This window comes from Streptomyces sp. G5(2025) (genome assembly GCF_049542075.1).
Classification (GTDB): domain Bacteria; phylum Actinomycetota; class Actinomycetes; order Streptomycetales; family Streptomycetaceae; genus Streptomyces.
The window spans coordinates 73,743-84,696 of sequence record NZ_JBMUZT010000004.1 but is presented as its reverse complement, the minus strand read 5'-3'; the positions used below and the strand labels follow the sequence as shown (position 1 = coordinate 84,696).

11 protein-coding genes and 1 pseudogene are annotated in these 10,954 nt (G+C 65.9%); 7 read left to right on the top strand and 5 right to left on the bottom strand.

Annotated elements, in window-relative coordinates:
* Nucleotides 1-128: 128 nt before the first annotated feature.
* Nucleotides 129-1,556: an integrase gene (locus tag ACOBQB_RS10255; RefSeq protein ID WP_423590782.1), complete on the bottom strand. Its 1,428-nt coding sequence runs from the start codon at nt 1,554-1,556 to the stop codon at nt 129-131.
* A gap of 75 nt (nt 1,557-1,631) precedes the next feature.
* On the opposite strand from ACOBQB_RS10255, the gene ACOBQB_RS10250 reads away from it, so the two are divergent.
* A complete protein-coding gene (locus tag ACOBQB_RS10250; protein ID WP_423590781.1) occupies nt 1,632-1,832 on the top strand; it encodes a hypothetical protein in 201 nt (66 codons plus the stop codon).
* Complete coding sequence (locus ACOBQB_RS10245; RefSeq protein WP_423590779.1) at nt 1,832-2,131, top strand: hypothetical protein; 300 nt, start codon at nt 1,832-1,834, stop codon at nt 2,129-2,131. The genes ACOBQB_RS10250 and ACOBQB_RS10245 overlap by 1 nt, the downstream gene beginning before the upstream one ends.
* On the opposite strand, the gene ACOBQB_RS10240 is transcribed toward ACOBQB_RS10245, so the two are convergent.
* Nucleotides 2,092-2,532, bottom strand: coding sequence for a hypothetical protein (locus ACOBQB_RS10240; RefSeq protein WP_423590778.1), 441 nt, complete (start codon nt 2,530-2,532; stop codon nt 2,092-2,094). The genes ACOBQB_RS10245 and ACOBQB_RS10240 overlap by 40 nt on opposite strands.
* A gap of 83 nt (nt 2,533-2,615) precedes the next feature.
* Here ACOBQB_RS10240 and ACOBQB_RS10235 point away from each other — a divergent pair.
* From ACOBQB_RS10235 to ACOBQB_RS10225, 3 genes and pseudogenes are all read left to right on the top strand, one after another.
* A pseudogene (locus ACOBQB_RS10235) lies at nt 2,616-3,343 on the top strand (transposase); the annotation flags it as partial.
* A gap of 33 nt (nt 3,344-3,376) precedes the next feature.
* Complete coding sequence (locus tag ACOBQB_RS10230; RefSeq protein ID WP_423590776.1) at nt 3,377-3,916, top strand: GNAT family N-acetyltransferase; 540 nt, start codon at nt 3,377-3,379, stop codon at nt 3,914-3,916.
* 636 nt (nt 3,917-4,552) lie between these two features.
* Nucleotides 4,553-6,856 (top strand): hypothetical protein, encoded by a 2,304-nt coding sequence (locus ACOBQB_RS10225; protein ID WP_423590774.1) that lies wholly within the window; start codon nt 4,553-4,555, stop codon nt 6,854-6,856.
* Between the two features lie 77 nt (nt 6,857-6,933).
* Here ACOBQB_RS10225 and ACOBQB_RS10220 read toward each other — a convergent pair whose 3' ends face one another.
* Together ACOBQB_RS10220 and ACOBQB_RS10215 are read right to left on the bottom strand one after the other, a co-directional pair.
* Nucleotides 6,934-7,617, bottom strand: a complete 684-nt coding sequence (locus tag ACOBQB_RS10220; RefSeq protein ID WP_423590772.1) for a hypothetical protein — start codon at nt 7,615-7,617, stop codon at nt 6,934-6,936.
* 96 nt (nt 7,618-7,713) lie between these two features.
* The gene (locus ACOBQB_RS10215) at nt 7,714-8,151 is read right to left on the bottom strand and encodes a hypothetical protein (RefSeq protein ID WP_423590771.1); all 438 of its coding nucleotides are present in this window, start codon (nt 8,149-8,151) and stop codon (nt 7,714-7,716) included.
* A 389-nt stretch (nt 8,152-8,540) separates the two neighbouring features.
* On the opposite strand from ACOBQB_RS10215, the gene ACOBQB_RS10210 reads away from it, so the two are divergent.
* A complete protein-coding gene (locus ACOBQB_RS10210) occupies nt 8,541-9,110 on the top strand; it encodes an RNA polymerase sigma factor (RefSeq protein ID WP_423590769.1) in 570 nt (189 codons plus the stop codon).
* Nucleotides 9,103-10,104 carry a CU044_5270 family protein gene (locus ACOBQB_RS10205; protein ID WP_423590767.1) on the top strand — a complete coding sequence of 334 codons (1,002 nt, stop codon included), beginning with the start codon at nt 9,103-9,105 and terminating at the stop codon, nt 10,102-10,104. The genes ACOBQB_RS10210 and ACOBQB_RS10205 overlap by 8 nt, the downstream gene beginning before the upstream one ends.
* A 62-nt stretch (nt 10,105-10,166) precedes the next feature.
* On the opposite strand, the gene ACOBQB_RS10200 is transcribed toward ACOBQB_RS10205, so the two are convergent.
* Nucleotides 10,167-10,901 (bottom strand): hypothetical protein, encoded by a 735-nt coding sequence (locus tag ACOBQB_RS10200; protein WP_423590765.1) that lies wholly within the window; start codon nt 10,899-10,901, stop codon nt 10,167-10,169.
* Nucleotides 10,902-10,954: the final 53 nt, after the last annotated feature.

Here is a 10,954-nt window from a genome sequence, read left to right as displayed (position 1 = left end):
CCGCTCGGTGTCCCCGGACTGTGCCAGGAACCGCACCACGGTGCCATCCCCCTCCGACAGCAGCCGCTCCGGGGGCTGCCACCCTGCGGGCGGCTGGGACGCCTTCCGGCCTCCCCGCGATCGTGTGCTCACGCCTGTCCCGCCTCTCCGCGAGCGCCCGCCGCGGCGCCGACCGGAAGCAGGGTCCGGCCTCCGGCGTGTGCGACCGTGCAGATGAGCGCGTCGACGGCCGGCTGCTCGTCCTCGTCCAGGAGCGCCATCAGATAGTCGACCTGCAGCGCGGTGAACGGCTCCAGGTAGATGTCCTTGGTGACCTCCGGGTCGTCGTGCCCTAGCAAAGTGGACAGTGCGTACCAGATGCCGCCGAACTGCTCGCGCAGGTCAGCCAACTCCTCGGCCGTGAACCCCTCCACGGACGGCTGCCACACCAGCGACAGCACCGAGAACCACTTCAGGGCGAAGGAGTGCCGGCACATATGGGGCCGGGCCCACAGCGGGCACTGCTCCTTACGGCGCTCCCGCTCCTCGCCCTGCAGGTGCGGCGCGGTCCACTGCACCCACCTCTCGGCGATCCGCGCGTTCGCCGCCTGGAAGGTGTCCTCCCAGCCGTCCGGCTTCTTCGGCATCCCGGACGGTGCGAGCCACAGCGCCAGCGGCTCCAGCCCGTGCTCCGTACGGCGGAACAGTAGCCGCCGCTCGTCAGGCGCGATCACGTCCAGCGACAGCAGGCTCTCCGGATCTCCCTCGGCTCCCTCGATACGCAGCGTGCGGGTACGGGCGTTGTAGCCGGTCACCACCCGCACGTACGGCAGCCGCTCGTACCGGCCGGTGCGCTGGGCCCGCCGGCTCGCCTCCGTCCGCGAGCCCTCCAGCGGGTCGCAGTAGCCCTCGATGTCCTTCAACACCCGGCGCGGGACCCGGTACGTCCGCCCCTCCTTCTTCGCCCCCTTGATGCACGCCGCCGCCAGCCACGCCTTCGGGAAGCGGCCCACCGCCCGCAGGGGCATCTCCACGTCCAAGATGCTCGCCCACTCCTGCAATCTGAGCCCTGTGCCGTATAGCCCGTCGACGAAGACCGCGTCGCGGTCCTCGTTCACCCCGCGCCAGCCCGGAATCCGCAGCCCGTCGAAGCCGTAGCCGCGCAGCCCGATGTCCCGCCACTGCTCGAAGGCCGCCCGCAGCATCCACTTGATCTGCCGCCGCCGCGCTCCCGTGGGCCGAAGCCCGTCGCGTGAGCGACGGCCGCCGTCCGGGCCGATCACCTCGTCCTGGCGCTCGTCCTCCTCGGCGGTCGGGACGCTCGGGACGGGGTTCGCCAACGCGTATGCGCCGGAGGCCCAGGTGTAGAAGGTGTTCAGCGCGGCGCGGTCGGTGTCGAAGCTCCCCGGCTTCACACGCTCGGCGTTCCGTACGTCCGTCAGGCGCCAGTCCTTGAATGCCTCCACGTCCCGCGGTGTTGCCACGGCCCAGTGGCGACCGATGGCGTCGAGGAAGTTGAGCCACACCACGAGGGCCATGGCGTAACGTCGCCAGGTCCTCGGCTTCCGTCCCATCATGGGACTGACGCGGAAGAACAGGTTCAGGCGAGGGTCAGGCAGCACCCCGGTCGGCGGGATGAGGATCGGCGTACCGTGCCGAGCCCCATTCCGGGCGGCCCGCTCATGAAGGTCACCGAAGGCCGCGAGTTCCTCGTCAGCCAGAGCCGGTGGAGGCTTGAGGAAGTCGTAGAACTCGACTCTCCACCCATCCTCGTACTTTTCCTCCAAGTCCCCTTCAAAGCCGTCGAATCCGACAACTCCAGGGAGCCTAGTGAAGGACCGTCAACGCTCTGATGGACCCGGCAGCCCCGGAGCCGGTGATCACTGGGGTGCTGGACTTCGACCGCACCTGGTTCGGTGACCCCGCCGCTGACTGGACCATCCGCATGGCGAGAGCCAAGGACGACGAACGGACCGCGTTCTGGGAGTCCTACGGAGTGCTGGACCGCTCGCCCGCCGCGGTGTGGCGGGCGCGGGTCTACGAGGCCAGACACCTGGGCGCGATCCGCCTTGAGCGCCACCGGCTGGCCAAGGCGGACGCGGTCCGTGAGAGCTACAGCGCGATGGCCGAAGTGCTCGCCGGCCTGACCTGACCGGTGTTCTCCGGAGCTGGTTCCACGTGGATACGGACCCGCCGCAGGAGAGCATCGGCCCGCTCCTCGACCTCGACGGCATCAAGGCCGGTGACCACGAACGACCCCAGCCGATGACCGTTGGCGCCCGGCTCGCGGACGAGGCCGCCGATTGCCGCCCGCCAGCGGACGAACGGCACGCCCGGCCCCCTCCTGGGGAAGCCGTAGAGCGACGTCAGCCGCCCGGTGTGCGGACTGGTCACGAACCGCACGGCCGCATATCCGCGGGCGGAAGGGGCGAGAGCGGCAGGCCGGCCGAGGGCGACATCGAGCAGCGCCGCCCAGACGTCGATGCCCAGGGCGTGCTGGATCAGGAACCCGATTTGCCCCGCGGCGAGGCGGGCGCCGATCTCAATGACCATGCACCGCCCATCCCCACTGACGATGACCTCCGTGTGCGAGGCCCCGTGCCTGATCCCAGCCGCGCAGATGGCCACCTCCACCTCCCCAGGGCGGGCGACCGCCGAAGCACGGCAAGGAGTTCCGCTTCGCCAAGCCGGAGACATGGGGCGAGCCGGATGCGGCAACGGTCCAGGTCACCGACCGGTACGGCGTCGCCCACGCAATGGCCTGAGACCGCCTCCACCCGAGGCTGACCACCCGCTCTGCGTGGATCGACCACACGGGCGAACTCCCCATCATCGAAGGCACGCTGATCCGCCTCCAGGTCGACCACCTGCCCGGCGGCGCAGACCCTCTGCCCCTCTGGCTGTGGTCGTCGGCCACCGGTCTGAGCGGCGAGTGTGTCGACGTCCGCTGGCAGGCGTTCCTGCGAAGGTTCGACATCGAGCACACCTTCCGGCTGATGAAGCAGACCCTCGGCTGGACCCGACCGAAACTCCGCACGCCCGAAGCCGGAGACCGCTGGACGTGGCTCGTGATCGCCGCCCACACCCAACTCCGGCTCACCCGTGATGCCGCGGCCGACCTCCGCCGCCCCTGGGAAAGGCCGGCCGAGCCTGCACGGATCACCCCGGCCCTTGTCCGCCGCGGGTTTCGGAACCTTCGCCCGCACCTGGCATGTCCGGCCCGTGCACCGAAACCCTCAACGCCCGGACCAGGAAAGCCCCGTGGGTCCAGGATCGTCGTCCCACGACCCGCTATGACGTCGGGAAGACGACCAGACGCCCCGAGACGATCATCGAGCGGGACGGCCTCAGAACCGGAATCTGAAGCCTTGCACGCGCAGGTGGATACGCTCTTGACATGAGTGATCAGGGCCTGGCAGACGAACGGATACAGACCGACCGCCTCTTACTGCAACGTCCGGCCGAGGCCGACATCGACACGATCCTCTCGGTCCACCGCGACCCGGAAACCTGCCGATACAACCCCTCCGATGCCCTCACCCGGCTCGATGAGGCAGCGGCGCTCTATCAACGCTGGGACGCTCAGTGGCAGCACCACGGATACGGCTACTGGGTCGTCCGCCGTCACAACTCTCCCCAGCAACTGGGATTTTGCGGAATCAAACCGATGGACCTGCACGGCACGAAGACACTCAATCTCTTCTACCGGTTCACCCCTGCAGCGTGGGGCCACGGCTTCGCCACCGAGGCAGCAACCGCGGTCTCTGCCTGGGCCGCCCAGAACGCTTCCCACCTACCGCTGATCGCCCGCATCCGACCGGCCAACATCGCATCCCAACGCGTGGCCATCAGAGTCGGCCTGACCCGTGCATCCCATCTCGACACGACTGGATACGACGGCCTCGACTGGATCTATGCAGCGAATCTGGCGGTCTAATCAGACCTCAGTACAGAGCCGAACCTGACCAGACGCCGACCCCATGTCATGCCAGCATCAGAAGCAAACACCCAGAGGTTAAAGAGCAAGCTGAACGCGGCCGAAGCGGCCCGAAGGCCCTCGGCAGGCGCCCGGTCTGATCGCCCACGATAGCGATCAGGTGCCTCTATGTGCCGTCGTCGCCGTCAATGCTGGCGTCACCCCCTGAACGGCGGCCTCCTAACAGCGGCTTCATGACCGCCATTGCCCCTCCTTCGACGTGCCCGCCGAGCTGCTCTCGGGCCGCTGCCTGCCGCGCTCTACGCCGCGCTGGCCCGTGCATGGCCCATGGCGACAGGGATGCCCACCAGATCAGCGGGCGCGAGAGGGGCGACCGCCCTGCGCAGCTCACCCAGCCTGCCGCCTGCGGGGCACCCGTGGCGAGACGCTTCGACACCTCATGCAGATGCGTGGAACGCTGCCCGGCTATCAGGTGGTTGCCCTGGTTCACCCGACCGTGGGTTGGTCCAGACCAGGGGGTAGAGTCCCATGCCTGGTGCCGGACATAAGTTCGACATCAGGACAACCGAACAGGAAAACAGCACAGTGAAGTACCGGGTATCGGGCGCCTTCACCATGAGGCGCACCTCCCTAGCCATGACCATAGCCATAGCAACGCTCCTCGGTACCGGAGCAGAGACGGCGATCGCCCTCGACACCGTCAGCGCGACCGCAGCCGACGAGAAGCCGTCGGCGACACCGCCCCACGTGTTCGGCGCTCCCGGCGCAACAGGGCGGGCCGCAAACGGGATACCGAACACCCCCAAGGGACCGCAGGTCGGGCCGCCGTTCACGCAGACCTCCGGCGTGTGGCAGACCAACACTGAAACGCCCACCCTGCGTAACACGGTCATCGACCCGGACGGCGACACCGCGACCTCCACGTTCGAAGTCTGGACCGCAGACGCCGCGTGGAAGCCGGTCTCCAAGGTCAACCTGAGCGACACCAACCAGTACGGCGTCCTCGTTTCCGAATACGTGGCATCCGGCAAGCCCACCTCGGTCAACGTCCCCAAGGGCAAGCTGAAGAACGGCGTCTCCTACCTCGTCCGCTCCTCCGCCTACGACGGCAAGGCGTACGAGTCCGACTGGTCACCGTGGTCCAAGTTCGAGGTCGCGGTGCCGGTCGTGGAGAAGCCGGCCAAGCCGACCAGTGTCGCCAACAACGGTAAACCGGGCGAGTTCACCGTCAACCTGCCCGCCGGCCACAAGGCGAAGTGGGTGGAATGGCAGCTCGACGGTGCGGCGTGGAAGCGCGTTGACGCCGTCGGCAAGACGTCGGTGACGTTCGACACCGGCCTGCGTTCCGCCGACACCGGCCTGCGTTCCGCGGTCGCCCGCGCCTCGCACACACTGAACGTCCGCACCGCCAACGATGGCGGAGCATCCGACGCCGTCAGCGTGGCGTTCCGCGGAAACGGCACCAACACCGGTGACGATTACTCCGTCGACCTCAAGCTCCCCGATCCGGATACGAACAGCCCGAACCCGGACCAGTCGGCACAGGTCCCCACCGGCCTGATCACCCGGCCCCTCGGAGCCCCCGTCTCCTACAGCCCGACGGCGAGGAAGACCCCGCTCAAGGAGCAGTGCGGCCCGGTCGACAAGAACGGCGCCCAGGCATGCTTCGGCCCGTCCCTCACGTTCGACGAACTGCCCCCCGAGGTCCAGCAGAAGCTGAAGGCACAGCAGAAGCGGGTCAAGGAGAAGGTCGCACGCGCGCCGGGGACCCGAGCCGCCAACGGCATGACCGACTGGTGCGCCACCAACCCATCGGGTGAGAGCAGGGCCGCCTTCGCGACCCGCACTGTCGAGTGCGAGAGCAAGACGTTCCCCGCCTACTACAAGATGGACGGCAAGCCGTACGCCACCGCGTACTTCAGCATGACGCGCGAAATCTCGCTGGACGGCACCACCACCTGGACGCAGCGCGTCAACATCAAGCCCGTCCTCATCTCGCCGCTGTTCCGGGCCATCGAGATGGTCATGAAGGACCAGTTCTGCACCGGCCATACGCAGTGCAAGGACCCCGGCAAGGCGCCGTACGAGGACTGGGACGGCAAGCCGTTGTGGACGTCGGCCGCCGACACCCACGAAGCCAACCTCAAGACCACGTTCACCTGGGACGACACGGAGAAGGAGCGGACCTTCGACTTCCGCACCGACTTCCGCATCGACGGAATCCTCCAGGCCGGTAACATGCCCGGCCTCCAGGACGTCGGCTACCAGTGGGGCATGGACGACCCGTCCGACCTCGAAATGATCCGCTGCGACACGAAGAAGACCTTCGGCAAGAGCGGCTGCATCTTCGTCAATGTCGCCCCCACGTACACGTTCAACGCGGCCAAGTTCCCGCAGGCCGCAGCACACGCCTGGCTGCTGCAGGAGAAGCTGCCGAACACCATGGGCGTCAAGACCCGTAACACGCCGCTCTACTACCTGCCAGGTGGCCGCAACGGCAAGAACCGTGCCGTGGTCTGCGACGAAGACGGCTGGGCCAACAAGTACGGCGACCCGGGCGCGATGCAGGATGCGACCGACAAGCCCAACTGTGACGAGTTCGCGTTCAACGCCTCGTACAACAGCGCCGGCCAGCCCAAGAGCGAGGACGGCCTCAACCCGGTGGCTTCCGGCTCCGAGTGCGTGCAGACCTTTGCGAAGAAGCAGACCGACGGCGTGCACCTGCTCAACATCGACGGGATGAAGCCGACCTGGAAGGAGGTCTGCGGACGCTCGGCGATCTCCGGAAAGCACAACTCCGGGTCCATGTCCGCGTTCTCCGCGGGCTTCGCGAAGAAGCTCCGTCTCGACGACCGCGACCCGTACTGGCTCGAGACCGGCATGAGCGGTGACTGCGAGGACAAGAACGGCGTCTTCAAGTGCACCATGAAGACGAGCTGACCCTGTAACAGCACAAGGGAGGGGCGGCACACCAGCCAGGCGTGCCGCCCCTCCCCATCTTTGCGTCCTGGTCGCGTCTACACGGGCTGCGGCAGTACCACCGCGGGCAGCTGTCCCTGTTCGACGTCGTCCCGGTCGATCCGGATGCCGAACAGGCAGCCGACGGCCCGATACACGGCCGGCGCCCAGTCCGACAGGCCCATCTCCGACCACGGACGGGCCGGAGAAGCGAGCCGGGCATGGACGGCACCGTAAGCAGCGAGCCTGTCGTCAAGAAGGGACAGGCGGGCCGCGGTGTCTTCGGGAAGCGCGGAGTATCCGTCCAGGAAGGCCGTGCCGAAATCAGCCGACCATGCCATCCGGTCATCGGCCGGAGAGGAGTAGAGGATCATGGCAGGCGCATCGTGGCGGTTGAGCGTCACACACACCATCTCCTCTCCTTCACGGGACAGAACGTCATCGTTGTCGAACTGGGACAGGAACACTGTGGCCGCGTCCCCGTCCTCCAGGACAAAGGACCAGTCGCCACTGGTTCCGACCATGGCGAGCGACCCTTCGACATCGTCCGGGACGGTGTAGTGCCGGTACGCGACCGGCGTACCGGTCGTGACAGCGCCCAGGCGCTCGAGCCACGCGGACGTGTCAATGCCGCGTATCGCGGTCAACGAGATCCCGTCACGCATACCTGATGTATCGCGAGAAGGCGTGTCGGCGTAGGCGTGCTCGCCGATCCAGGAGAGGTCGTGGTGGTCGTTGTGCATACCCCCACGGTATCCGTCGGTCCGGGTCAGAAAATCAGCTCGCGGACAGGAAGGCCGCAGGCGAAGCCTGGAAGGGCAGCGGCCACGGCCTGGTCTTCACCACCAAGAAACGGCACGCCCATCGAGCCGCACAACCTGAAGCGCTCCTTCGAGGTGTTGTGCGTCCGGGCCGGCGTCCTGGCCATCTACGGCACCCTCCTCGACCAGCTCCGTCCGCTGAGCCTGGCCTACCTCTCCGTCCTGCACAAGGAACCCACCGGAGAACTGGTCCAGGAACTGCGCCGGCGCTTCGGCGGCAAGCTGATCGCCAACAACGGCTTCACCACCATCCCCACCCGCGCGGAAGCCGTCCAGCTGATCGAAGCCGCACACGCCGACGCCGTGGCCGCGGGCCGCCCGCTCATCGCCAACCCCGACCTGGTCGAGGAAGCCTTCCAGGCGGCCAAGAACGAGTGCGGCCTGGACCAGTACGAGGTCCCCGGGGCGGTACAGACAGATGCCGCCCCTCTCCCTGCGGTAGCGGAGGCCGGGCACGCCGATAATCCAGTCCTGGGGGCTCGAGAATTCGTCGTGGTCGGTCAGCCGGGGGAGCGGGCCCCCACGGCCCGGGCCGGAGGAACTCGACGCGCGGCGTGGCTTCCAAGATTCCCGACAGACTCAGCTACTCAGGGCAGTGACCCGGGGTCGACGAACTCGCCGTGTTCAGAATGGCCAGGGCGTGGGTGGCGCTCTGCCCTCGGGCCTTGGCGGTGTGCCAGGGCGAGTGTCGGTGGCGGGTTCGGCCGCGTCGCTGGGGTGGTGATCGTGTAGCAGTACTGGGCGAAGGGCACGTGGCTGCCCGCCGTGTGCCGGACGGCGCTCGGAGAGTTCGAGTGGTGCTGTAAGAAGTCGCAACGGCCGTACATAGACCAGGTGGAGGGGATGTGAAAACAGTTAGCGATGAGCAGCGCTTCACCCAGCTGTACGTGCGACATCACTCGGATGTTGATGCCTTCGTACGGCGGCGTATCCATCCCGACGAGGTGCGCGATGTCGTGTCTGAGGTCTTCCTCGTAGCGTGGCGTAGGTTCAGCGACGTACCCGACGGGCGCGAACTGCCGTGGCTGTATGGAGTGGCCAGGCGGACACTGGCTAACGCGTACCGGACCGATCAGAGGCGGCTGGGCCTCGCACAGCTGCTGGCGGCGCAGCCGCACGCTGATGTGGACGATCATTCCGAGTCCGTTGCCGACAAGTTGGATCTGGTCGCAGCCTTCGACGCACTTGGCACCAGCGATCAAGAAGTATTGCGGCTGTCTTTGTGGGAAGCGCTGCCAGCAAGGGATGCAGCACAGGTCCTTGGCTGCACAACCGCTACCTATCAAGTCCGGTTGCACCGAGCGCGAAAACGGCTGCGAGGTCAGATGGCCAGAGTGGTCACGCGGCCTCCGGCGTTTGAAGGCGCTTCTCGTCGATGGGCACAGCAAACAACGTGGGGTGATTCTGATGCGTGACATCAACGAGGCTTTCCGGTCTCTCGACCCTGCCCGCGGATCCTCGGGCACGATCACGGAGGAGGAGCGGAAAGCGGCTTTGGAGCGTGTGCTGATGATGCCCAGTCAGCCTGCGGCAGTCAGGATGAAGTGGCTTCGGTCGCGGAGAGGGGTGCTTGGTGGCATGGCGCTCGTGACTGCCTCTGCGGTGGCCGTGGTCGGCCACCAGATGTTGGGCTCTTCGACGCAGCTTGCATATGCAGCCACTCCGCCACCGTTGCAGTACCACGAATCGGACAAACCTGCCGCTGAAATCCTGGAAGCACTCGCTCATCGAATTGAGAAGCTCCCGGATGAAGCACCACCGACTGGCGCCGAGCATTACGTGCAGGAGACCTGGTCCCTTTCGACAAGGGTCAATGGCATGACGGTCTCTTCTGCCGTAATCCCTGAGCGTACAGAGACGTGGAAGCGGCCTGACGGTTCCGAGCAATGGATCACTCGTTCCCGGAAGCCACTGCTCCAGACAGGAGAACAGCGAGAAGCGTGGAAAGATGCCGGCTCCCCCGGGGCCGAGCCTAAGGAGACTAAAGGGTCCGCCCCGCCCCCGGACAAGTCTGACCCCCGAAACCAGACGCCTCCCAGCGAAGCCCAAGGAATGAGGCACTGGCTTACCGTGGGGTATGGATCAGAGGGGCCAGGGGCGACCTTCGACTCAGTATCGGAGAAGCACCTGGATCACAAGTTCTCCCCCGACCAGCGGGCAGCTCTCCTGCGAACGCTGAAGTCCGTCAAGGGTATTGAGTACCGAGGAAGGGTGACGGACCGAAGTGGAAGAGAGGGCTTGGCATTTTCCGTATCGACTACGTATGGCGGGCTCCCGAAGGACCAGACTCTCGTATTCAGTCAGTCCAGCGGAAAATTGCTCGCCTATGAGGAAGAACTCACCGAAGACCCTGGGGGGCTGAAAGTCGAGATTCCCGCAGTGGTAACCTACGTTACATACATTAAGTGAATGCGGGCCCTTCTCCGGGCGGGAGGGGAGATCCGAAAACCCGCCCGGGAAGCCGCCGGAAACTAGCTGGTATAGAAGCAGTCTGCTCTATTGTCCAGGCTGGAGGGCAAAGACAGGCTACGGGTGTGATCGTCTTCCTTCCAGAGGTGCCTGTTGCAGGAAGTGTCATCTCCCGCCCGCGACCTCCCCCAGACGTAGATGCTCTTCCCTCCTCTGTTCGACCAAGAGGACGTCCGGTTCCCGAAATCGTAGTACGAGAAGTAGACTTTATCCCTGTGTGCCGCATTCCAAGAGAGTCGACGACCCTTCAGGTTCTTGTACTGGTAGAAGCAGTACCAGTCATTACCAAACGTCTCTGTCGGGCAGGTGTCGACCACAGTGGCATCTGCAGTCGGCTCTACCTCCCCGTTGGGCAATGACTCATCGACTGCTTCGCCTTCCGGGTCGGCATCCGTTGCGTTGACAGCTGCAGAAGGTCCTCTGTCTCCCCTGTCTTCGGCTTTCTCCGCTTCCTTTAGGGAAATTCCGGCCTGTTTCGCTTGGAGCCGCCTTGCGGCAGGACTGCTGGGCGGCGCCTGCGTCTCACCAGTCAGTGGAAATGCCAGGATGGCCGCGCCGCCGTCCCAAGCGATCTCATTCTTGCTGATCTGTACGCCACCCTCGGTCTTGGCAAGAACCTCATCGATCTGCTGCTGCAGAAGATCGGGCTCCGCTACGGCGCTTGGCTGCGTGAATGCTGCCGCGGCGACGACGACCGCTGCGCCAATCACCGAGGCACGAAGTTTCCGTTTGGACATGACAACCTCCGAGAATGTTGCATGACTGGATGACAGAGAAGGAGAACATCTGT

Excerpts from the sequence above, each read along its gene's own strand:
- ACOBQB_RS10255 (WP_423590782.1), bottom strand. The coding sequence starts at position 1,556 with ATGATGGGACGGAAGCCGAGGACCTGGCGACGTTACGCCATGGCCCTC.
- ACOBQB_RS10245 (WP_423590779.1), top strand. The coding sequence starts at position 1,832 with ATGGACCCGGCAGCCCCGGAGCCGGTGATCACTGGGGTGCTGGACTTC.
- ACOBQB_RS10240 (WP_423590778.1), bottom strand. The coding sequence starts at position 2,532 with ATGGTCATTGAGATCGGCGCCCGCCTCGCCGCGGGGCAAATCGGGTTC.
- ACOBQB_RS10230 (WP_423590776.1), top strand. The coding sequence starts at position 3,377 with ATGAGTGATCAGGGCCTGGCAGACGAACGGATACAGACCGACCGCCTC.
- ACOBQB_RS10225 (WP_423590774.1), top strand. The coding sequence starts at position 4,553 with ATGACCATAGCCATAGCAACGCTCCTCGGTACCGGAGCAGAGACGGCG.
- ACOBQB_RS10220 (WP_423590772.1), bottom strand. The coding sequence starts at position 7,617 with ATGCACAACGACCACCACGACCTCTCCTGGATCGGCGAGCACGCCTAC.
- ACOBQB_RS10205 (WP_423590767.1), top strand. The coding sequence starts at position 9,103 with ATGCGTGACATCAACGAGGCTTTCCGGTCTCTCGACCCTGCCCGCGGA.
- ACOBQB_RS10200 (WP_423590765.1), bottom strand. The coding sequence starts at position 10,901 with ATGTCCAAACGGAAACTTCGTGCCTCGGTGATTGGCGCAGCGGTCGTC.